Below are 20,689 nucleotides of genomic sequence, written 5' to 3'. Positions count from 1 at the left end.
CCATGAGTTACAACGTCTCGCCTGTCGGCTTCGTGCGCTCCTGCTTCAAGGAGAAGTTCGCCATCCCGCGCCAGCCGCAACTGGCACCGGCCGCCCGTGGCGTACTGGAGCTGGTGGCGCCGTTTGATCAAGGTGAGGCGGTGCAGGGTCTGGAGCAGGTCAGCCATGTGTGGTTGCTGTTTCTGTTCCACCAGGCCCTGGAAGACAAGCCACGCCTGAAAGTGCGGCCGCCACGTTTGGGCGGCAACACGTCCATGGGCGTGTTCGCCACCCGTGCGACTCATCGGCCCAATGGCATTGGCCAATCCGTGGTGAAACTGGACAAGGTCGAGCCTGGCCGGTTGTGGATTTCCGGGATTGATCTGCTTGATGGCACGCCGGTGCTGGATATCAAGCCGTACGTGCCGTATGCGGACATCATCGACAGCGCCACCAACAGCATCGCCAGCGGCGCACCGCCGCTGATTCCTGTGCAGTGGCTCAAGACTGCACTGTTCCAGGCGCAAAGCCATGCTGAGCGCCTTGACGAGCCCTTGGTGGCGTTGATCGAGCAATGTTTGGCGCAGGACCCACGGCCGGCGTATCAGACGCCAGGGCCGGAGCGTGAGTATGGGGCGCAGTTCTGGGATGTGGATGTGCGCTGGCACTATCCTGAGGCGGGCGTGATCTGTGTGCTGGAAGTGGTTCCAGCTGGATAAACCAGAAACCAAATGTGGGAGCGGGCTTGCTCGCGAAAGCGGTGTCTCAGCCAACCGATTTGGCGACTGATACACCGTCTTCGCGAGCAAGCCCGCTCCCACATTTAGAGCTTCTTTGTTGCTCAGTCAGCACACGGCCTGACTGATTTACTTCTCGACGAACGCACGCTCGATCAAGTAATCACCCGGCTCACGCATACGTGGCGAAACTTTCAGGCCGAAGCTGTTCAGCACTTCGCTGGTTTCGTCCAACATGCTTGGGCTGCCGCACAGCATGGCGCGGTCGTCCTCGGGGTTGATCGGCGGCAGGCCGATGTCGCTGAACAGCTTACCGCTGCGCATCAGATCAGTCAGGCGGCCTTCGTTTTCGAACGGCTCTCGGGTCACGGTCGGGTAGTAGATCAACTTGTCACGCAGGGCCTCACCGAAGAACTCGTTCTGCGGCAGGTGCTCGGTGATGAATTCGCGGTAGGCGACTTCGTTGACGTAACGCACGCCGTGGCACAGGATCACTTTTTCGAAACGCTCGTAGGTCTCCGGGTCCTGGATCACGCTCATAAATGGAGCGAGGCCCGTACCGGTGCTGAGCAGGTACAGGTGTTTGCCCGGCTTCAAATCGTCAAGCACCAGGGTGCCCGTCGGTTTTTTGCTGATGATGATCTCGTCGCCTTCCTTCAAGTGCTGCAATTGGGAAGTCAGCGGGCCATCAGGCACCTTGATGCTGAAGAACTCCAGATGCTCTTCCCAGTTCGGACTGGCAATGGAGTAAGCGCGCATGAGCGGGCGGCCATTAGGCTGTTGCAGGCCGATCATCACGAACTGACCGTTCTCGAAGCGCAGGCCCGGATCGCGGGTGCACTTGAAGCTGAACAGAGTGTCGTTCCAGTGATGAACACTGAGGACACGCTCGTGGTTCATGTTGCTCATGTACGGGGAACTCCTGGAAATGGGTCTGCGCCAAGATTGAGATGCGCAATTGCACAGCATTCTAATGGCGGCGACAATATCTGTTAACTGGATTATTAAGATAAGGGTTATCGGTTATATCGATATGCGATTTACTCTCCGTCAACTGCAAGTCTTCGTCGCCGTCGCCCAGCAGGAAAGCGTCTCACGCGCTGCTGGCCTTCTGGCCTTATCTCAATCCGCCGCCAGCACATCGATTACCGAGCTGGAGCGCCAATCCAGCTGCCAATTATTCGACCGCGCGGGCAAACGCCTGAGCCTCAACGCCCTCGGTCATCAGCTGTTGCCCCAGGCCGTGGCACTGTTGGATCAAGCCAAGGAGATCGAAGACCTGCTCAACGGCAAGTCCGGTTTCGGCTCGCTTGCGGTCGGCGCCACCCTGACCATCGGCAATTACCTGGCAACGTTGCTGATCGGCAGCTTCATGCAGCAACACCCCGAGAGTCAGGTGAAGCTGCATGTGCAGAACACTGCACATATCGTGCATCAGGTGGCGCACTACGAAATTGACCTGGGTCTAATTGAAGGCGACTGCAGCCACCCGGACATCGAGGTGCAAACCTGGGTAGAAGACGAGCTGGTGGTGTTTTGCGCACCGCAGCATCATTTGGCCAAGCGTGGCGTGGCGACTATGGAAGAGTTGACCCATGAAGCATGGATCCTGCGCGAACAAGGCTCCGGCACGCGCCTGACCTTTGACCAGGCCATGCGGCATCACCGCAGCGCGCTGAATATCCGCCTGGAGCTGGAACACACCGAGGCGATCAAGCGTGCGGTGGAGTCCGGGCTGGGGATTGGCTGTATTTCCCGGCTGGCGCTACGCGATGCGTTCCGCCGTGGCAGCCTGGTGCCGGTGGAAACGCCGGACCTGGACCTGGCCCGGCAGTTCTATTTCATCTGGCATAAACAGAAGTACCAGACCTCGGCAATGCGCGAGTTCCTGGAGCTGTGCCGCGCCTTCACCGCCGGGGTGCAGCGCAGCGACGAGATCGTGCTGCCGAGCATCGCCTGAGCCTTAGATCAGGATCACGGCCCACACCAGGGTGATCATGGTCAGTGCCACGAATTGCGCGGCGCTGCCCATGTCCTTGGCGTTTTTCGACAGCGGGTGCAGGTCGAGGGAGATCCGGTCGATGGCAGCTTCCACTGCCGAATTGAGCAATTCGACGATCAACGCCAGCAAGCACACTGCAATCAGCAAGGCGCGTTCGACACGGCTGACCTGCAGGAAAAAGCTCAGCGGGATCAGGATCACGTTGAGCAACACCAACTGGCGAAAAGCTGCCTCGCCGGTGAAAGCCGCGCGCAGGCCATCCAGGGAATAGCCCCCTGCGTTGAAGATACGTTTGATACCGGTTTGACCCTTGAAAGGCGACATAGATGTAGGCAACTGAACCAAAGGAGTGGGGAAACTAGATCACGCAAAGTCAAAAAAGCGTGAATCAGTAACAACTTAATGCTGCGAAATTGACTCAAGTTGTTGCAAGAGCAGCGCCGCCTGAGTACGCGTACGCACGCCCAGCTTGCGGAAAATCGCCGTAACGTGGGCCTTGATGGTCGCTTCAGACACACTCAGCTCATAGGCAATCTGTTTGTTCAGCAAGCCTTCGCAGACCATGGTCAACACGCGGAACTGCTGGGGTGTCAGGCTGGCAAGGCCATCACGGGCCGCCTTGGCTTCGTCGGACACGTTGATTTCTTCAAACGCTTGCGGCGGCCAGGACACATCGCCATCCAGCACGGTGCGCACGGCTTTCTGGATCGCTTCCATTGAACTGGACTTGGGAATGAAACCGCTGGCGCCAAACTCCTTGGAGCGCACCACCACGTCGGCTTCTTCCTGGGCCGAGACCATCACCACCGGGATCTGCGGGTATTGCCCGCGCAACAGCACCAACCCGGAAAAACCATAGGCACCGGGCATGTTGAGGTCGAGCAGCACCAGGTCCCAGTCGGATTTTTCGGTGAGGCGGGCTTCCAGCTCGGCAATGCTGGCCACCTCAACCAGTCGCACGTCCGGGCCGAGGCCCAGGGTAACCGCCTGATGCAGCGCACTGCGAAACAGCGGGTGGTCATCGGCTATCAGGATTTCGTATGTGGCCATTGATTAAATGATCCTGTTTTTTATGGCAGCCCTGATGGGTTCAGGGTTCGCCAGTACACAAGGCAACAGCCAGGCAGCCATCGCCACAGGGCATGCTCAACGTCAAAAACACCTGCAACGACGCTGAAAATTCACGGTTACGCCCCAATCGGCGCCCAGCATGCCCAGCGTAGCCTAGGGGGTCAAGCACTACGCCCGTGGGCATTTTAGCGGGGTGCAGGTTTACGGTGCCATCATGCAAACGTCGTCTGGTTATACCGCCGGTATATAGGGTGCAAGGCGAGTATGGACGATGTCGGTCAGGTCCAGGGGCAACTGGAACTTGGCGGCCAGGTAATGGGTGCTGAAGACGTCGAGGTAGGCGTCCAGCACTTCGCTGGCGGCTTGATCGCTCGCCAACTCCAGGCACAGCGCCGCGACTTCGGCGGTGCAGAAATGGTCATCTCGCTTGGAACGGCGCAGCTTGTAACGCGACAACTGCTCGGGTGCCAGGCTCAGCACTGGCAAATGTTCCAGGTAGGGACTTTTGCGGAACATCTTGCGCGCTTCGCTCCAAGTGCCATCCAGCAAAATGAACAGCGGACGCTTGCCCTCCTCCACTATCACCTCACTGACAACCCGCTCGGGCACGACGAATTCACCAGGGAACACAATGTAGGGTTGCCACTGCGGGTCAGCCAGCAAGGTCAGCAGTTCGGGATCGACCTCGGTGCGCGACCAGGCGAACGCGGTGGTGTCGTCGATTACATCGGCGATCAGCCAGCCGGTGTTACTGGGTTTCATCGGCTCGACATCGTGCATCAGCAGGCACATGGCCGAGCGGGCCTGCACCTTCGGTCGCCAGGCACACAGGCAGTACTCGGGAATCACCCGGCAGCCGGGGCAGCGTTCGGCGCGTGAGCCACGGTTGAGAAAAGGCCGCACGGCCCGCGCCAGGCGCTGAGTACGCAAACGGGAGACGGCGTGGCTCATCGGGTGCAACCCGTAGAAGGGAAAGTCGACACTGGGGAACTCGAGGCAGGCTTTAAGTGGCGGCAGTTTACCAGAGCCACCCGCACTTCCGAGCGATTCGCCTGGCTGTAGTGGCAAGCGGTCACCTATAATTGCGCGCCACTGAACGCACAGCGCAGTGGCTGGTCTATGCACCAGTAACCGAATCAGGAGAGTTTCATGCTGCGTTCCATGCTGCGCCTTGTTGCCCCATCCGTCGCCCTTGCGCTGGTCCTGCCTATGGGCGCCCACGCGGCCTCGCTGCTGGAGGCTCAAATGAATAGGAAGCTGCAAAGCGTCGCGGCTGAAAGCAACAAGGACCTGCCCCGGGAAATCGATGAAAAAACCCTGGAAGTGGCCTACACCGTTGAAGGCATGCAACTGATCGATCACCTCAGTGTGCAACCTGATCGGGCCGAACAGATGCGCGCCAACCCCAAGGCCGTGTATTTCCAGCTGGGTCAAAGCGTGTGCCTGAACAAGGGCTACCGCGAGTTGATGGCCAAGGGCGCCGTGATGCGCTATGACATCACCGAGAACAAGACCAACCGCCCAGTGGCCTCGGTCAAGTTCGTAGAAGCGGATTGCCCAGCCCCCGCGGCAGCCAAGAAGAAAAAGTAACCTTTGCTCGACCGTCGCGCGCTGCTGTCCAGTGGCGCGCACTTCCCCCGCTGCATTTGCCTGCCGACGGCTAAACTCGATGATGTGTGGCCAATAACCGGTTGCCAGCCAAGGGTTTTTCGGCTCATGATCAAGTCATTCCAGCAGCCCTGCCACCGCGTTTTCTACGCCGTTCTGTAACATTTTCAGGGCAAAAGAGGGTTGCCCTCCTGCGACTTGCAGTGCAAAGGTTTTTAAATCACAAGGAACATACAGAGCCCGCTTTGCCGCTCGGCGAACACCGTGCATCGCCTTCAGCATGCAGCGACACATGCAGTGTCGTGGCCGCGGACGAATATCTCGCCGATGGCCCAGGTTCTGTGAAGAAGGAGAAGTTGAATGCCTTACGAATCGAATGACCATCTGCTCCGTCATTTTGAAGAACACGGGACCGACCTCACACAGCAGGTCGACGCGCAACTCCAGCTGATCGCTCCCAACAGCCTGAATATCCCCCTTTATCGCGACATGATCCTCACCGTTCTGCGCATGGCCCAGGACGACCGCAGCCGTTGGAACGCTAAAATCACCTTGCAGGCGATCCGCGAGCTGGACAATGCCTTCCGCGTATTGGAACAGTTCAAGGGCCGCCGCAAGGTGACGGTATTTGGCTCGGCGCGCACACCGGTCGAAAGCCCGTTGTACGCTTTGGCCCGCGAAGTCGGCGCCAAGTTGGCGCAATCAGACCTGATGGTGATCACCGGCGGCGGTGGCGGCATCATGGCGGCAGCCCACGAAGGTGCCGGCCTGGAACACAGCCTGGGGTTCAATATCACCCTGCCGTTTGAACAACATGCCAACCCGACCATTGATGGCACCGAGAACCTGCTGTCCTTCCACTTCTTTTTTACCCGCAAGCTGTTCTTTGTCAAAGAGGCCGATGCGTTGGTGCTGTGCCCTGGCGGTTTCGGCACACTGGATGAAGCACTGGAAGTACTCACGCTGATCCAGACCGGCAAAAGCCCACTGGTGCCGGTGGTACTGCTGGATGCGCCCGGTGGCGGTTTCTGGCAAGGCGCCCTGGACTTTATCCGCAGCCAGCTGGAGGCCAACCGCTATATCCTGCCCACCGACCTCAAGCTGGTCCGCCTGGTGCACAGCGCGGAAGACGCGGTGGACGAGATCAATCAGTTCTATGCCAACTTCCATTCCACGCGTTGGCTGAAGCGTGAGTTTGTGGTGCGCATGAATCACCCACTGAGTGATCGCGCGCTGGCCCATCTGCAGAGCGAGTTTGCCAGCCTGCGGCTGAGTGGGGAGTTCCAGCAGCTTGCCTATACGGGCGAGGAGCATGATGAGCCGAGGTTCGGTCATTTGACGCGGTTGGTGTTCAACTTCAATGGAAGAGATCAGGGCCGGCTGCGTGAGTTGGTGGATTACATCAATTTGCCGGAGAACTGGGCGCAGGCTCAGGGTAAGGCGCAGCAGCGCGTGACGCCGGAACCGGCGTGATTTTTTGAAAGCAAAAAAAAGGCCCACTATTTTCATAGTGGGCCTTTTTTATGGTGCTTCAGGTGACCTTGCAGTGAAGCGATTGGGGCTGCTGCGCAGCCCAGCGGGAGCAAGCTCCCTCGCCACAAAAGCTCGCCTACCGTCCCGGTCAGTCGTCCATGTCTCGGCCGCTTAATAGGCGGCTGATCATTTCCATCGAAAACCCGCGATAACTCAGGAAGCGACCTTGCTTCGCACGCTCCCTGGCATCAATCGGAAGATGGCCGGCAAACTTGCGACGCCAGGTGTCTTCCAACTGCGACTGCCAACTGATACCGCACTCACGCAAGGCGAGGTCGATATCGGCACGTTGCAGGCCACGCTGGCTCAGCTCTTCGCGAATTCGCGCAGGGCCGTAGCCGGAGCGCGCTCGGTAGGAGACAAAACTTTCGAGGTAACGGGCTTCCGACAGCAGCCCTTCTTCCGTCAGGCGGTCGAGGGCAGTTTCAATCATCTCGGGCTCTGCGCCGCGCTGACGCAGTTTACGCGTCAGCTCGACTCGACCATGCTCGCGGCGAGCGAGCAGGTCCATTGCAGTGCGCCGAACGGCGACGAGTGTATCCAGTACAACTGTCATCGTTTGCTTCAGATGTCAGTGTCGACTTCTTCCACTTCCGCAACCGGCTCGCGGTTGGCTGCAGCTTTCACGTCAGGCGTTGGGGTCAACAGCTTGTCGCGGATCTGCTTCTCAAGCGTGGCAGCGATATCCGGGTTGTCCGCCAGGAACTTGGCCGAGTTGGCCTTGCCCTGACCGATCTTGCTGCCGTTGTAGGCATACCAGGCACCAGACTTCTCGACGAAACCGTGCAGCACGCCCAGGTCGATCATCTCGCCGTTCAGGTAGATACCCTTGCCGTAGAGAATCTGGAACTCAGCCTGACGGAACGGCGGGGCCACTTTGTTCTTCACGACTTTAACGCGGGTTTCGCTACCGACAACCTCGTCACCTTCTTTAACCGCGCCAGTACGGCGGATGTCCAGACGGACGGAAGCGTAGAACTTCAACGCGTTACCACCGGTGGTAGTTTCCGGGCTGCCGAACATCACGCCGATCTTCATACGGATCTGGTTGATGAAGATCACCAGGCAGTTGGCGTTCTTGATGTTACCGGTGATTTTACGCAGCGCCTGGGACATCAGGCGGGCTTGCAGGCCCACGTGCATGTCGCCCATTTCGCCTTCGATTTCAGCCTTTGGCACCAGGGCAGCCACGGAGTCGACCACGATCACGTCGATGGCGTTGGAGCGCACCAGCATGTCGGTGATTTCCAGGGCTTGCTCACCGGTATCCGGCTGGGAAACCAGCAGGTCGTCAACGTTGACGCCCAGCTTGCCGGCGTACTCAGGGTCGAGGGCGTGCTCGGCGTCGACGAACGCACAGGTGGCGCCCATTTTTTGAGCCTGGGCAATCACCGACAGGGTCAGGGTGGTTTTACCGGAAGATTCAGGACCGTAGATTTCAACAATACGGCCTTTTGGCAGGCCGCCAATGCCGAGCGCGATGTCCAGACCCAGAGAGCCAGTGGAAATAGCCGGGATCGCCTGACGGTCGTGATCGCCCATACGCATTACGGCACCCTTGCCGAATTGACGTTCGATCTGACCCAGGGCCGCAGCCAAGGCTTTCTTCTTGTTGTCGTCCATTAAAGTCCTCACGTAATCAATAAGGCCTGACGGCCAACACCTGTATAAGTAGACAGTATTGTTCCACAAAGATCGAAGATCGCCTACCCCTGATTTTCTATTTCTGCTGCAGCTCGTCGCAACAAGCCCTCTAGCGCGGCTTTTACCGTTTGTCGGCGGACCTCATCGCGGTTGCCGGGGAAGTGCGCCAGCTCAGCGGTCATCTCCTCGCCAACACCAAACGCCAGCCAGACGGTGCCTACCGGTTTGTCCGGCGAACCACCATCGGGCCCAGCGACACCACTGACCGCCACGGCAAAGCGCGACAGGCTTTTTTCCTGCGCGCCCCTGACCATTGCCTCCACCACTTCCTGGCTGACGGCGCCGACGTTGCCGAACAACTCCTCTGGCACACCCAGTTGCCGGGTTTTCTGTCGATTGGAGTAAGTGACATAGCCCGCCTCAAACCAGGCCGAACTGCCCGGGATCCGCGTGATGGCTTCGGCGATACCGCCGCCGGTGCAGGACTCGGCGGTAGTGACGTGGGCATTGAGCACCTGCAAACGGCGCCCCAGTTCAGCGGCCAATTGAGTGATTTCCTTCACGGTCGTCTCCAGAGGTAGGCGGGGGTTTGCCTACCCTACAGGAGCAAATCGCACGCGCAAGCAACAGACTGGATCAAGATGCTAACGCCCGACGGCGCGCACATACGCCTGGCAGGCACGCAAGGCAATCAAGGCGTTATCACCGTCGTCGGTGATGGCGATAATTCGTTGAGCATGCGCCGGGTCAAGTCGGGCTCGCGCGGCTGCATGAACCACGCCGCTGGAGGTGGCAGCGGTTGGCATTGAGCAGCCGATGGCGGGGTCGGTGGCGTCGAGAAGGACTGACAACCGCACATCAGCAGTGGCCAGGCGGTCACGCAGAGTCGCTTGATTACGTTGGGCATCGATCAATTCCCGGGCATGTTGTGTGTCGCTGGCGCTGAGTTGCTGCTCCAGCGCCAGCCGTTTTTTCTGCTCGGCCTGCTGTTGAAGCAAGGCCACCTGAGCGTGCAGATCCGCCTGCTGATCAAGCTGAGAACCATAGCGCCACGCCTGCACCTGCCAAGTCACCAGCACCAGCAGGCCAACGCCGATCAGCCGTAATGCGCCTAAGAAACGCATAACAGCGCCTTGGCCCGCGCCCACACTTGCAGACGGTCCTGGAGCCCATTCAGCCCGCCGTTGATGCGCCGGGTGATGAGGGTGAACTGGTCCTGGTCGGCGAGTTCATTCAAGCCGTTGCTCTGCCAGAACCACGCCGCGGATTCACACGCCCACTGCGGTTGTTCCAGCAGCTCGGGCTGGCGCAACAGGCGATCGTCGCCAAACAGCGCCTGGCTGCAGGCCAGATAATTGCGCCGCCCGGTAATCTGGATCAGCCCCCGGCCCCGATACTTCTGGCCGTCGCCGTCCGCTTCGGGGCTGTTGCCCAGGCGCGCAGCCAAGCTGCCGGTATCGTATTTGCTGAGGTATTGATCGCTGCCCAGCTCGCGCACGTAGCGCAGCTCGCCGGATTCGTGGCCGATTTGGGCGAGGAAGGCGGCGACGCGTGTGGGCGTGGTGATTTGCCGATTCAGCATGGCCGAGTTGAGTGCGGATATGAAAACGCCCGCTAGAGAGCGGGCGTGCGGGAACACTTGCTGCAACTGCTCAAGCGTCATGGGATGACCTTGCCGCGAGCCGCCGCCCGCGCCGCCAGAATCGCTTCGGGCACCGGTTTTTGCTCCTCGATTAACCGCAAGCTGTACCAGTCGGTAGACGCCAGATAGGCGAGCGCCTCGCGGGACTCCGCTTGCGCCTGGAGGTCTTGCGGCGTTGGCGTTTTTTCCAGCTTCGACAAGTCAAACATCCTGCTTTACCTCCTGGGGCTTGGCTGCGTGGGGTGAGGCCTCGACGGGTTCAACGGGAAAAGGCACAGGCCCAGCCGATACCTGCAGCCTTGCGCTCTGCCACATATAGGCCGGGGCGCCCGCGTTGACTGCTAGTTTCAAAGTCAGCTCGATTTCACCATTGCGACGGCTGATCGGCCCTGCGAACAACTCGTGCTCGATCGCGGACATGGGCAAGGTCATGCCCTCGGGGATCAGCGAAAGATCAATCCTTTCGTCATTCAAGATCAGCGTGTCGCCCTCGACGGAGGCAGTCGTCGGGTTTGCGGTGCCAAGCGGCCGAAAAGGTACGTGATGGATAATCATGCGTGCCACCTCCCGATTGCAGTCACTGTCACGATATTGTTCAGGGTGAGGTCAGACACAAAGAAATAGGAGCCGACATTGCCGTAGCACCTGGCCGTCATATCCCAATTAACCGACGGGTAAATATTGTGAAACACCGCCACCGGCGTATCCGCGAAAGCCGCCAACCATGACACGTTGCGCGTGACGCCGGCGGTGTAGCCGGTAAACCGCTGCTGACAGATTTGCAGGCCGCCGGCAAAACGAAAATACCAATTGTCGAGTGCTCCGCCGCGCTCGATGAGCCCGGAGTTGATCGGCAGAGCACCCGAGGGGCCAGCATTGAGCACTCCGGAAATCGCATTACCGTTATGAAGGATGCTGCGCCAGTTCGGCGCAGCTGCCCCTGGGTTGACGCTGAACTGGCGAAAGTGGATACCGTCCCCGGATACCGCCATCGACAGTTGCGCGCGCCATTGCGGGTCATGCCCCCACGCCTGGGACAACACACTGATTGCACCAAACCCGGGTACGCCATCGGGGTGCAGGTAGTAGCTGTACAAACCGGTGTTTGCCTTATTGGGCGAAGCCGTCTGTGCCGCCGACAACCCGATCAGCTCGCCTGCAGTGGAGCCTTGTCCTGTACCAATCGCAAACAACGACGAATTGATATCAGCACGCCACGGCGACCACGCACCATCGCCACGCCGCCCTCGCGTATAGACCGATTCGTCCAGCATGGCCTTCGCGGTTTGCCAGACGTATCCGCCTGTGTTGGCGATCTGCAGGATCTGCACATACGGGTTCGGCAGGTTGACTCCCCCGTTGCCAAATTGAAACAGGCCGCTGACGCGTGGCAACTCGTTGGCGTCGTCGGTAGGTGCTTTTGAAATCGGCGAGCTGCCCCACCCTGCGTGGCCCATCATTGATACCCGACCGGGTGTGAAATCATCGCTGCCGGTCACTGCATCTAAAGTGGCTGCTGTGCCCAACTGAGCCTGCCGGGCGAACAACTCTTGAGTCATTGCGTTGATCTTGACGTTCGCACTGCGCGGGGTGTCGCCACCCACGCCGGTGGGTGCCGTACCAATATTGATTTCCTGTCGTGCCATTGGACTCTCCATAGTCAGGGCAATAAAAAACCCGCTCAAAGGCGGGGTTCGCGTGTTAACGGCAGCGCTCAGGCAGGGCGATGGGGTCGAGACTCGAGGGCAGGATAACCATCGGTACCTTCTTCCCATCTGCGCACTTGAGTGCGGTAGTCGCGCCATTGCCGCTCGGTGCCTGGCTGAGCAGTCGGGTCCTGGTCTTCGAGCGCGATCAGTTGATCGGCAATAAACGCCATCTCCGCTGTTTGCCAACGTGCTTCAGCTTCTTTGAGCGGTGCCAACAGCCTGTTTGCTCGGTCGCGCGCCGTCGTCAGCTGCGACCAATCAATATTCTCAGTTGTCATGCTCCACCTCCTTGAACGCCGGCACTTCAATGACGCCATTGTGCTCAATGGTTCTGTCCACTGGCAGCACGCCGTTGAAGTTGAACCCCGACGCCACAGGCACAAATAACGATAGGCAAAGGTGTTCGCCTTCGACACTGACACGATGTGCAAACCAGGTGCTTTTCACCGCAACAGGTGCGATCAGTTCATCACCCTCCTGCAGGCGGGAAAAATCAAACTGTTCCCCATTTACTTCAATCTGATACGGCCCGACACGTTGATACTTCACCGTGTCCAAACGCTGTTGTGGCATAAAGTGAATTTTCATTATCCCCACATCCCTATCATGCTCACCATGAATGACTGCGGCAGTGTCTGGTCCGGATAAACCACACAACTGGAACCCGCCGCGTACCCTCTCAACGTTGTCCAGGCATAACTGGGAATCTGATTGGGCATGCAACTGGCATTGCCCACAAAAGCCGAATACATCGCGATAGTGATAGGCACACCCGCCGTCGTGCCGGCGTTATATTGGACGGTATAGAGCATCAAGCCCGTGGCGAACTTGTGCCATTGATGAACACTGCCGTTGCCGTCGGTGACTTCTCCTGACTCCATCAACGCGCCTGCCGGCACGCGCCCTCCCGCCGCTGCGCTGAACCCGACAATGCCCACCGCAGTGGACTGGTCATACACCAAGCGCCAAGGTGACCAGTTGCCGTCGCCATAGACGCAGCGGGTCCAAGTGGGTTTGCTGACCGCCGCCGTGCCGCCGATGATGACGGTCCAGATTTGATGGACCGAGTCTCCGGAATAGCCAAATGTTTCGAGAACACCATAGGTGTAACCCGGAGGTCGAGTACCGGGGGCTGAGTTATTGACGTAATAACGGCCGCGCTGAGTTCGGTCATCAATGTTCTTGGCGTACAGCACCACATTGCCACCGAGACCGAAGTCACCCGTTTGCAGGATCTGCCGCCACGGGCTCCAAACACCGCCCCAAAGGAAACGCGTGGCGCGCTTTTCGCCGTTGAGCGCCACGGCTTCCTGGGTACAGAAGCTCGCATCGGCAGAGCCTACAACCAGGACATAACAGTAAGTCATGCCTTCGATACTGGCGCCAGGTCCATCCAGGCCGCTGTTACCAAAGATGTAATTACCGGTGCGGGTGCAGTCGTTGAAGCTGGCGGTAGAGGCCATGTCCACCGGGTAGCCTGTCAGCCCCCAATCACCAAACTTAAGTACGTTTTGATTAACGGGTCTGACGTCGCCGTCTACCGTAGTGTTGCGGTTGGCCGCTGTGCCCAATGCGGCGTCGCGGGCATAAAGCTCCGCCGTCATTGCATTGATTTTTACGTTGGCGGTACGGGGTGTGTCGCCGCCCACGCCGGTAGGCAGCACACCTAACAGTATTTCTTGTCGTGACATTTGCGTCTCCAATGCCGCACATCGCGGCCGGGTTATCAGCGATGGGGCCGGGACAGCGCCATTCAGTTAAATTACAGGCTGTGCAGCCGGCTCAAGCTCCATCAGTTCGGCATGCAGGGACATAGCCCCCACCAGGTCACAAGGCTGCCCATCCTTGTACAACTTCACGGTCAAGACCTTGCGTGAATAGGTCACCACCGCCGAAATATCCTTCTGTGCAACACCCATGCTGTAGCCCCAACCATTGCCTGCAGGAGGCAATGGAATCAGCCCCAAGGTGCCACGTACTTCGTAGACTCCGACGGCCTTGCGCTTGGACGAAACCTTCGGATAAGCAAAGGGCACGACTGCGCAAACACCCTCAGCCCCGCTTAGTTCAATAACTGCTCGCATGCTCAAATCGCCTTTATCAAGCCATCCGCCTGCCTTGCGCAGTTGGCCGTGTTAAGAGTAGTGATGACCGACAGTGCGCCCATGTTCATCGCCGCGGTTGGCGGGGCGATGTCGGCCACGGTGGTCCAGTTCGATGTATAGGCTGCGGGCACTTCAAGGGCGCCGGTCTGGATCGAGTACATGGCAAAGCGCGGCAGATACACCAACCCTGGGAACCCGATGTAAACAGACATCAAGCCTGTTTCCGGGCGGCGATACACACTGACCTTCAGTGCGGGCGCGCCTTGTACGTTGCTGATGCCCGGCGAAGCCGAATTCAACAGCGCAACGCCGGTGTTGAACGAGCCCTGGTAGTAGTACCAGGAGAGGTCGAGGGTAAACGGCGACGTATAGCCGTTGATGCAACCTACGCACCGAATCAGCGGTGATTCACCTTCGGTGTAGGGCATGGTGGTGTGGATGGTCAGCGAGGAAACCAGTCCTCCACTGGCCCTGCCTGCTTCGGTGATGTTCTGCCCAAGCAGGCGCTCGCCATCAGCCTGAAAGGCGCGTGACTTGAGGCCCAGCCGTTGTTGCGTAGAAGCAAGGCCTGGACCGTCAGTCAGCACTTTTTGCCAGGGCTGCCACACGCCGGCGGCCTCGATTCGCACCCATTTGGCACTGTCGACGCCGACGTACTCCTGCAGGGTGTAGCCACGGCCGGCTTCGTTGACGGTTACCCAACCATTCGTTGCGTTAGGCGTATTCACGCCGGACATCGAGTAATAAGTGCCGACAACACGCAGGCCATCCAAATCTGCGCCGACTATCGATTTGACTGCACCTACGCCAAAGTCCCCGACACGGACCACTCGGCCCAGCGTGTGATCGTCAGTGCTGGTAGTGAGCGTGCCCAAAGCAGCAGTGCCGAGCGCATCGACTCGTCCGTACAGCTCTTGGGTCATGGCGTTGATTTTTACGTTGGCGCTGCGAGGCGTATCGCCGCCAAGACCGGCGGGCAAAGAGCCTAAATTAATTTCCTGTCGTGACATTTCTCACCCCTATCCCTGTCAGATATCAGTGTCGGATAAATAACCCTAACTACCCGACGACAACCCGCGCCCCTCTCTGCAATGGGCGTGGTTAGACGCTACAAACCCGTCACATCGGCGATGAGCATTCGTTGAGGCGCGCCCCGGTTTGGAATTTGCCAAACACGCGAGTTAGGCCATGACTGAGTCCATTGGTACTTGGTCATGAACTTGCATTGATAAAGACCAGAACTGGTCATCGAGGCAATTCGCACACTATTATAACTGGCGCTTTTACCCGTATTCGTTCGGACCAAGCGGTAATAGTAATGCGCATTGGAAAATTGAAACGCCAACTTCCTTGCGCCCTCGACATAGGCTGTTTGATATTGATAGGGCGGCGGCAAATCTTCTGTCGCCACCGCGGGATGGGTGTCTACATAGACACCGACCAGCTTCAGAAAGGGCTGGCCGGTAGAAAACTTCACGACCCCCGCCTGATCACGAACTTCCAGACCACTGCTCGCCGAATCCGGCAGCGCCGGGCCGAATGAATAACACTCAAACGAGGCCCCCACCACATCGGAAAATATACGACCGCCTTGTTCTACCAGTTTATGACCCGCCGGCGAACGGTAAAAACGTAACGTGCTCTTATCGTCCGGGACGACCGCGCTGCCCACGTAGCTAACAAAGTTAAAACCTGGCCCATTGACGTTAAAGTTCTGCGTCACCAGCGTCGTTTTTCCATACAGTACCAAGTTAGGGTAGTCCGAACCCGCTATCTTGAAACCTGCCTGATTAAACACCTCGAATCCATTCATTAGAAAGCCACCACTACGAGAAGTCGTGAGCCAGAAAAGCCACCGGCGTAAAAGGCATCATCGAGTCGCCAGTTAATCGTTTGCCCGGATTTCCAGACGGTCAGTGCTTGGAAGTCGCCTTGAAAATAGGCGAAGTCCAAGCTGTCTTCAGCGATATCTGAATAGGTTTTGCTGCCCGTACCAAGGTTAGGCGTTAAAATATCAATGACCCGACCATAACGGCCGGTGCCATCCATATAGAGCTCGCCCAACCTGCCATAGATTTCAATCCCTGAAGTCATCACCAGATCCCGGCACGCAAACATGGTTTATTGGGGCCATAAAAAATCTCAATCAATTGATTGGTCATTCTCAAATAGCCGCCACCTGCGATGTTCCCATTAATTTCAAAACCGCCATCCCTGCTCAACTTCCAGCCCGTATTCAGCTCTTTGCTGTAATTATCAGACTGGAGGTCACCGCCAATTTTCAACATATCAATCGAGCCATTTTTTATAAACGCCGAATCGATAAAGGCTTTCCCATCAGCCACCGCAAACGGGCTTGTCCCGCCACCACCGTCCAGAATCACAAACTTATCGGCGGCGACCACAAATTGGCTTTCCAGTATTCCTGACGTTCCGCTTTCCAGCCCCAGACCAATCCCGGCGTACTTATATTTACCGTCCGCAGTTGCTTGCATGCGCACAGACCAATTGGCCGCCAATCTACCTTTCGTGTCCGCAATCGCGCTGGCGTTGGTTTGGATACTCAATGCCTGCTGATTAACGTTGGCCTGCACGGTATCAATACTTTGAGCGAGTGCTTTGTCTGCACTCACCAAGGTACTCATCTGCACGTCAACTGACGCGGAGTTACCGTTGACCTTTGCATCCAGGCGCGTCACTCGCTGCGCCAAGGCGTCATCACGTGATGCCGAAGCGGTATCCACATTGGTGATACTGGCCTGGTTTTGATTGACCTTGACCTGCAACGCATCCGTCCTAATCGCCTGGGCAAGATCGCCTTCAGCAATCGCTGACATGACCGACCAGGCGCCTGCGAGGGAAACATCATCTCCCGCAAGACTGGTTTGCTCGTCACCCGCCATCTTCGGATTGACCTGGGCAAAAACCCCGTCGGTTTTCTCCGACGTACTGGTAACCTTTCCATCCAGAGTGGTGACTTGGCTCTTCAACCCATTGAGTCCGGTCGAGGTGGCTGCCAAGCCAGTGACGGGGTCATCCACCTTGCTTTTCACACTGTTCAGTTGCTGGGACTGAGCGGTGACTTTCCCATCCACCGTTTCGATAGCAGTCCTGTTTTGACGGATCTGAACGGCCAACGCATTGCTGTTTTGCGCCAGCGAGCCGATATCCAACCAATAAGCAGCGTTGGGTGGAGGGTTACCCGCAGGCACAGCCTGAAGTGCCTGATACAAGTGATTACTCTGACGAACACAATCACCCGCGGCGTAAGTGTTCGCTGGTTCATAAAGCAGCGCGCCAGTGACTTGGTCAACCAGCCCTTCAAGCTCTTTACGCGTTGCTTCCAAGCGTTTATTGACCGAACCGGCCCCCGAACCATCGATCAATTCAATGCGATCGAACAGATGCTTGCCCAGTTCAGTCTCGCCCACCTGCCCGGCAATCAGTTCAAGGATCGGCGAAGGATCCGAACTCGCTTGCCCCTGCACTGCAGAGCCCTTCGGGAACCACGGCCCGATATTGCCCGTACGGTCCACCAGGCGCGCCCAGAAGAACAACGAGGCGCCGGCGCTCAACCCCATCAAGGTCAAGTCAGTCTGCGGGTATGCGTAATCGCCCAGCTTGGTCGCCAGCGCCAAGTCGCCCGTCTTGCCATACCAGATCTCGGTGCGCTGCAAATCCGCGGTACTCACATCCTGCGGAATCTGCCATTTCACCTTGATCGCAAACACCAGCGACTCCGTCGTCAGCGCGGCAACGGTCGGTGGCAAGGTGGTCTTGCCGTTGAGCACGGTCTCAATGGATTCGCTGTACAACGAGCCGATATCCAGTGCGTTGATCGCCCGTACCTTGGCCACGTAGCGCCCGGCGTAAATCCCGGAGACTTCCAGCGAGGTGCCACCGGTGCGCCCGGCGTAGACCCACTCGCCATCGTTTTTGCGCCAGTAAGCCTCGAAGGCAATTGCGTTCGCCGGGCGTTGCCACTCGATGGTCATCACGTTGACCGCGCTGCCCTGCTCGACAAAATGGTCATTGCTGACCGTCACGCCGGTCGGTGCCGCTTGCACACTCGGCGGAATCACGGTGATCGGTGGGCGGTCGATTTTTGCGCCGTTGTCGATCGCGGCAAATTTGCTCGGCACGTGCTTGACTGCGCTGAGGCTGTACTTGATTTCGCTGTCCGAGAAGTCTTCGGAGATCGACAGCACGCGAAACTGTTGCAAGGCCAGGGTCGCGGAGTCGATGGCCCAGATCGATTGCGCCGGTGGCAGTTCGTCGAGTTTGCTTTGCAGCACAACCTGCTGTTCGTCGGCGTTCCCGGCGCTGGTGGATTTCACCACGCGCGACACCGCTTTGCCGTTGGGCATCACCAGGGTAATGGTGTCACCGGCAGCGGCTTTGACTTCGGCGTCCAGCGTGAGGGTGTCGAGGGTCGCGTTACGCAAACGCCCACCAATACGACGGCCGGCACGGTCATTGTCGGCCACGCGGATGATCTGGCCGGGGCGCGCCAACGTGCCATCCAGGCCAACCGAGAAGGTCACGCTTTCGGTTTCCAGACGGTTGGTCAGCAGTGCCCATTTACCGATGCGCTGGGCTTGCGCCTGGGAGGTGCAACCGGCGGCACTGATTTCGGTTTGCTGGATGCCGTAGCGGGCGATGCCATCGGCGTCGTCGACGTATTGCACCTTCTGCCGGTAGAAATCATTCGGGTCATTCCAGCTGACCAGGGCCACGGTGTAGCGGGTCTTTTTCGCCGAGCCACCGTAGACGAACTGACCGTCGATCACGTTGGCGTTGGAGTAGGTGTAGACCGGATCTTCCGGCATATCCGCCACCGCCATCACCGAACCTGCGCCCCAATAGGACATGCCACGGAAGGTGGTCGCCAGGTCTTGCAGCACCTTCAACGCATCGGCCCGTACCGACAAATACAGGTTGCAGGTAAAGCGCGGCTCGGTGCCGCCCTTGCCGTCAGAGACCGGCTGGTCGCAATACTGGCCGATGCGGTACAGCTCCCACTTGTCCACTTGGCCGGCGTTGAGCAAATGACCGAGCCCATAACGCGGATGCAACAGCAGGTCGTAGTAGATCCACGCCGGGTTATCGGTCCAGGCGGATTTGAACGTACCGTCCCACACACCGCTGTACGCGCGGGTTTGTGGGTCGTAGTTGCTCGGCACCTTGATGATCCGGCCGCGCAGTTCGAAGGAGCGCGAGGGGATTGATTGAAATTGCGCGGCATCAAATTGCAGCCCGATCAGTGCCGACCCCGGGTAGCGCAATTTGGCGTCAATCACCTCGGTGGAGGATTCCACGGTGGTGGTATCGGCAACCGTGCCACTGGTGGAGTTCGGCGTGATCCTGCGCACACGCACGGCCCAGCCAGTTTTTGCCGGGGGCAGGTCAACTCGGTGGGAGCGTTCGTACTTAGTGGTGGTTTTACCGCTGAACGCCGCCGCCAGCACCTGCACGAATGCGCCGCCGTCGGTTGAAAGATCGATGGCGTACTGCACGGTGTAGCCGTTGGTGTCGCCATTACCGGTGTTGGTTTGCGACAGCCGCGTGACTGCCAGGCGAACACGCACCGCTGATAGCTGCAGGTTGGAATAGGACTTGGTCCAAGGCTGATCGCTGCGCAGCTCAATTGACACCGGGCTCTCGCTTTCCACTGCGGGGAAACCCGAGATGTGCGTCTGGTCCTGGCTGCCGTTGCGAGTGTCGAGGGTTACGCCGCTGAAATTGAGGCTGCCATCAGCGTTGGCCAGGGGCGTCTCATCGAGAAACACCGAGCGCTTGTCGTTTTTCAAGCCGACAATCTCGCCTTCACTGACGAGATCGAGAATCCGGGCATAGGCCGTGCTTTGCAGGCTGTCTGGCGCCTCCACGGAGGGGCGTGGCTTGGTCTCGCCACCTTTACTGCCAGTGATAGGGAGGTCAGTCATGGTTTTCCTTCAGGCGAAATAAAGCCCGCGCAGTGGCGGGCTTGTTGAAGAGGAAGAACGTTAGAGTTGGTCTTGGGTGTAGATACCTGCGCTGATCACCGCGCTGCCGACCGTCAACTCGCCATAAAGCAGGCCAACCGGACTGCCTTGAACGCTGGTATTGACCGGACCGTTGAAGCTATAGCTGGGGCGATTGTCGGGGCGATCCATCGTGCCCAGCCCCTTGGCTTGGGGGGACATCATCTGCATTGCGCCCCCCATCGCCAGGGCAATCCCCATGTTGGCGGCAAACGTCCAGCCCGCCGCAGAAGTGCCGCCGACCAACGTCGACGCACCTCCCGCCGCCGCCAACCCGCCGGAAAAATACGACGCCGCGACAACGAGCGCCACACCGATGATCGTTTGCATTGAGCCTGCGCGCTTGCTGCCCAGCAGTACCGGGGCAATACGGATATCCGAGTCCCCCGAGGGTGCCTTGAGACGATCCTGGCCAATATTGTCCTTGCCCAGGAAGACCGAATAGGTCACGCCCTGGTCCTTGGACCCCATCAGGAAACGCTCGAAACCGGGAACTAGAATGCACAGCGCGCGAATCGCCTCAGAAGCGTTGCTGACGGCCAGCCGATGCACACGCCCAAAACGTGCGCCCAGGCTGCCGTAGAGGCGCACCGTCCTGACTTTTTCATGATGCATGACGTACTCCAGGCGAAAGAA

General features: G+C 58.6%; 26 protein-coding genes. 4 read left to right on the top strand and 22 right to left on the bottom strand.

Features of this window, described 5'->3' with window-relative positions:
• The first annotated feature begins 2 nt into the window (after positions 1–2).
• Positions 3–698, top strand: coding sequence for a tRNA (N6-threonylcarbamoyladenosine(37)-N6)-methyltransferase TrmO (gene tsaA / locus ACA065_RS06660; protein WP_497693825.1), 696 nt, complete (start codon positions 3–5; stop codon positions 696–698).
• A 147-nt stretch (positions 699–845) separates the two neighbouring features.
• Here tsaA and fpr read toward each other — a convergent pair whose 3' ends face one another.
• Positions 846–1,625 carry a ferredoxin-NADP reductase gene (fpr, locus tag ACA065_RS06655; protein ID WP_003189055.1) on the bottom strand — a complete coding sequence of 260 codons (780 nt, stop codon included), beginning with the start codon at positions 1,623–1,625 and terminating at the stop codon, positions 846–848.
• Between the two features lie 124 nt (positions 1,626–1,749).
• On the opposite strand from fpr, the gene ACA065_RS06650 reads away from it, so the two are divergent.
• On the top strand, positions 1,750–2,676 hold the full coding sequence (locus ACA065_RS06650; protein WP_169368331.1) for a LysR family transcriptional regulator: 927 nt from the start codon (positions 1,750–1,752) through the stop codon (positions 2,674–2,676).
• Between the two features lie 3 nt (positions 2,677–2,679).
• Here ACA065_RS06650 and ACA065_RS06645 read toward each other — a convergent pair whose 3' ends face one another.
• The 3 genes from ACA065_RS06645 to ACA065_RS06635 form a co-directional block, all read right to left on the bottom strand.
• Positions 2,680–3,042: a diacylglycerol kinase gene (locus tag ACA065_RS06645; protein ID WP_497693824.1), complete on the bottom strand. Its 363-nt coding sequence runs from the start codon at positions 3,040–3,042 to the stop codon at positions 2,680–2,682.
• A gap of 75 nt (positions 3,043–3,117) precedes the next feature.
• Positions 3,118–3,768, bottom strand: coding sequence for a response regulator transcription factor ErdR (gene erdR / locus ACA065_RS06640; RefSeq protein ID WP_106577231.1), 651 nt, complete (start codon positions 3,766–3,768; stop codon positions 3,118–3,120).
• Positions 3,769–4,020: 252 nt separating this feature from the next.
• A complete protein-coding gene (locus tag ACA065_RS06635; RefSeq protein ID WP_497693823.1) occupies positions 4,021–4,740 on the bottom strand; it encodes a tRNA-uridine aminocarboxypropyltransferase in 720 nt (239 codons plus the stop codon).
• 198 nt (positions 4,741–4,938) lie between these two features.
• Here ACA065_RS06635 and ACA065_RS06630 point away from each other — a divergent pair, with 198 nt between their 5' ends.
• A complete protein-coding gene (locus tag ACA065_RS06630) occupies positions 4,939–5,379 on the top strand; it encodes a PA3611 family quorum-sensing-regulated virulence factor (RefSeq protein WP_497693822.1) in 441 nt (146 codons plus the stop codon).
• Between the two features lie 135 nt (positions 5,380–5,514).
• Here the strand turns inward: ACA065_RS06630 and ACA065_RS06625 are convergent, their stop codons facing one another.
• On the bottom strand, positions 5,515–5,679 hold the full coding sequence (locus ACA065_RS06625) for a hypothetical protein (RefSeq protein WP_497693821.1): 165 nt from the start codon (positions 5,677–5,679) through the stop codon (positions 5,515–5,517).
• 78 nt (positions 5,680–5,757) lie between these two features.
• Between ACA065_RS06625 and ACA065_RS06620 the strand changes: the two genes are divergently transcribed.
• Positions 5,758–6,870: an LOG family protein gene (locus tag ACA065_RS06620; protein WP_497693820.1), complete on the top strand. Its 1,113-nt coding sequence runs from the start codon at positions 5,758–5,760 to the stop codon at positions 6,868–6,870.
• A 148-nt stretch (positions 6,871–7,018) separates the two neighbouring features.
• On the opposite strand, the gene recX is transcribed toward ACA065_RS06620, so the two are convergent.
• The 17 genes from recX to ACA065_RS06535 form a co-directional block, all read right to left on the bottom strand.
• Positions 7,019–7,486: a recombination regulator RecX gene (gene recX, locus ACA065_RS06615; RefSeq protein ID WP_110624373.1), complete on the bottom strand. Its 468-nt coding sequence runs from the start codon at positions 7,484–7,486 to the stop codon at positions 7,019–7,021.
• 8 nt (positions 7,487–7,494) lie between these two features.
• Positions 7,495–8,553, bottom strand: coding sequence for a recombinase RecA (gene recA / locus ACA065_RS06610; RefSeq protein ID WP_497693819.1), 1,059 nt, complete (start codon positions 8,551–8,553; stop codon positions 7,495–7,497).
• A gap of 83 nt (positions 8,554–8,636) precedes the next feature.
• Complete coding sequence (locus tag ACA065_RS06605; protein ID WP_497693818.1) at positions 8,637–9,137, bottom strand: CinA family protein; 501 nt, start codon at positions 9,135–9,137, stop codon at positions 8,637–8,639.
• Positions 9,138–9,218: 81 nt separating this feature from the next.
• On the bottom strand, positions 9,219–9,698 hold the full coding sequence (locus ACA065_RS06600) for a lysis system i-spanin subunit Rz (RefSeq protein WP_497693817.1): 480 nt from the start codon (positions 9,696–9,698) through the stop codon (positions 9,219–9,221).
• Positions 9,686–10,237: a glycoside hydrolase family 19 protein gene (locus tag ACA065_RS06595; protein WP_497693816.1), complete on the bottom strand. Its 552-nt coding sequence runs from the start codon at positions 10,235–10,237 to the stop codon at positions 9,686–9,688. Before ACA065_RS06595 ends, ACA065_RS06600 begins: the two co-directional genes overlap by 13 nt.
• Positions 10,234–10,425: a hypothetical protein gene (locus tag ACA065_RS06590; protein ID WP_497693815.1), complete on the bottom strand. Its 192-nt coding sequence runs from the start codon at positions 10,423–10,425 to the stop codon at positions 10,234–10,236. The genes ACA065_RS06595 and ACA065_RS06590 overlap by 4 nt, the downstream gene beginning before the upstream one ends.
• Positions 10,418–10,771, bottom strand: a complete 354-nt coding sequence (locus ACA065_RS06585; protein WP_497693814.1) for a hypothetical protein — start codon at positions 10,769–10,771, stop codon at positions 10,418–10,420. The genes ACA065_RS06590 and ACA065_RS06585 overlap by 8 nt, the downstream gene beginning before the upstream one ends.
• A complete protein-coding gene (locus ACA065_RS06580) occupies positions 10,768–11,862 on the bottom strand; it encodes a hypothetical protein (protein ID WP_497693813.1) in 1,095 nt (364 codons plus the stop codon). The genes ACA065_RS06585 and ACA065_RS06580 overlap by 4 nt, the downstream gene beginning before the upstream one ends.
• A 68-nt stretch (positions 11,863–11,930) precedes the next feature.
• Positions 11,931–12,203 carry a hypothetical protein gene (locus ACA065_RS06575; RefSeq protein ID WP_497693812.1) on the bottom strand — a complete coding sequence of 91 codons (273 nt, stop codon included), beginning with the start codon at positions 12,201–12,203 and terminating at the stop codon, positions 11,931–11,933.
• Positions 12,193–12,513, bottom strand: coding sequence for a hypothetical protein (locus ACA065_RS06570; RefSeq protein WP_497693811.1), 321 nt, complete (start codon positions 12,511–12,513; stop codon positions 12,193–12,195). Before ACA065_RS06570 ends, ACA065_RS06575 begins: the two co-directional genes overlap by 11 nt.
• A complete protein-coding gene (locus tag ACA065_RS06565; RefSeq protein WP_497693810.1) occupies positions 12,513–13,616 on the bottom strand; it encodes a pyocin knob domain-containing protein in 1,104 nt (367 codons plus the stop codon). The genes ACA065_RS06570 and ACA065_RS06565 overlap by 1 nt, the downstream gene beginning before the upstream one ends.
• Before the next feature lie 66 nt (positions 13,617–13,682).
• The gene (locus ACA065_RS06560; RefSeq protein ID WP_497693809.1) at positions 13,683–14,009 is read right to left on the bottom strand and encodes a hypothetical protein; all 327 of its coding nucleotides are present in this window, start codon (positions 14,007–14,009) and stop codon (positions 13,683–13,685) included.
• A 2-nt stretch (positions 14,010–14,011) separates the two neighbouring features.
• Positions 14,012–15,040 (bottom strand): pyocin knob domain-containing protein, encoded by a 1,029-nt coding sequence (locus ACA065_RS06555; RefSeq protein WP_497693808.1) that lies wholly within the window; start codon positions 15,038–15,040, stop codon positions 14,012–14,014.
• A 98-nt stretch (positions 15,041–15,138) separates the two neighbouring features.
• Positions 15,139–15,843: a hypothetical protein gene (locus tag ACA065_RS06550; protein ID WP_497693807.1), complete on the bottom strand. Its 705-nt coding sequence runs from the start codon at positions 15,841–15,843 to the stop codon at positions 15,139–15,141.
• Positions 15,843–16,124: a hypothetical protein gene (locus tag ACA065_RS06545; protein ID WP_236447354.1), complete on the bottom strand. Its 282-nt coding sequence runs from the start codon at positions 16,122–16,124 to the stop codon at positions 15,843–15,845. Before ACA065_RS06545 ends, ACA065_RS06550 begins: the two co-directional genes overlap by 1 nt.
• Positions 16,124–19,975: a TipJ family phage tail tip protein gene (locus ACA065_RS06540; RefSeq protein WP_497693806.1), complete on the bottom strand. Its 3,852-nt coding sequence runs from the start codon at positions 19,973–19,975 to the stop codon at positions 16,124–16,126. Before ACA065_RS06540 ends, ACA065_RS06545 begins: the two co-directional genes overlap by 1 nt.
• Positions 19,976–20,035: 60 nt before the next feature.
• On the bottom strand, positions 20,036–20,668 hold the full coding sequence (locus ACA065_RS06535; RefSeq protein WP_497693805.1) for a tail assembly protein: 633 nt from the start codon (positions 20,666–20,668) through the stop codon (positions 20,036–20,038).
• Positions 20,669–20,689: the final 21 nt, after the last annotated feature.

The sequence above is a fragment of the Pseudomonas sp. LBUM1640 genome (assembly GCF_059716225.1).
Note: the sequence above shows the minus strand (reverse complement) of the source record. Positions and strands in the feature narration are given on the sequence as shown.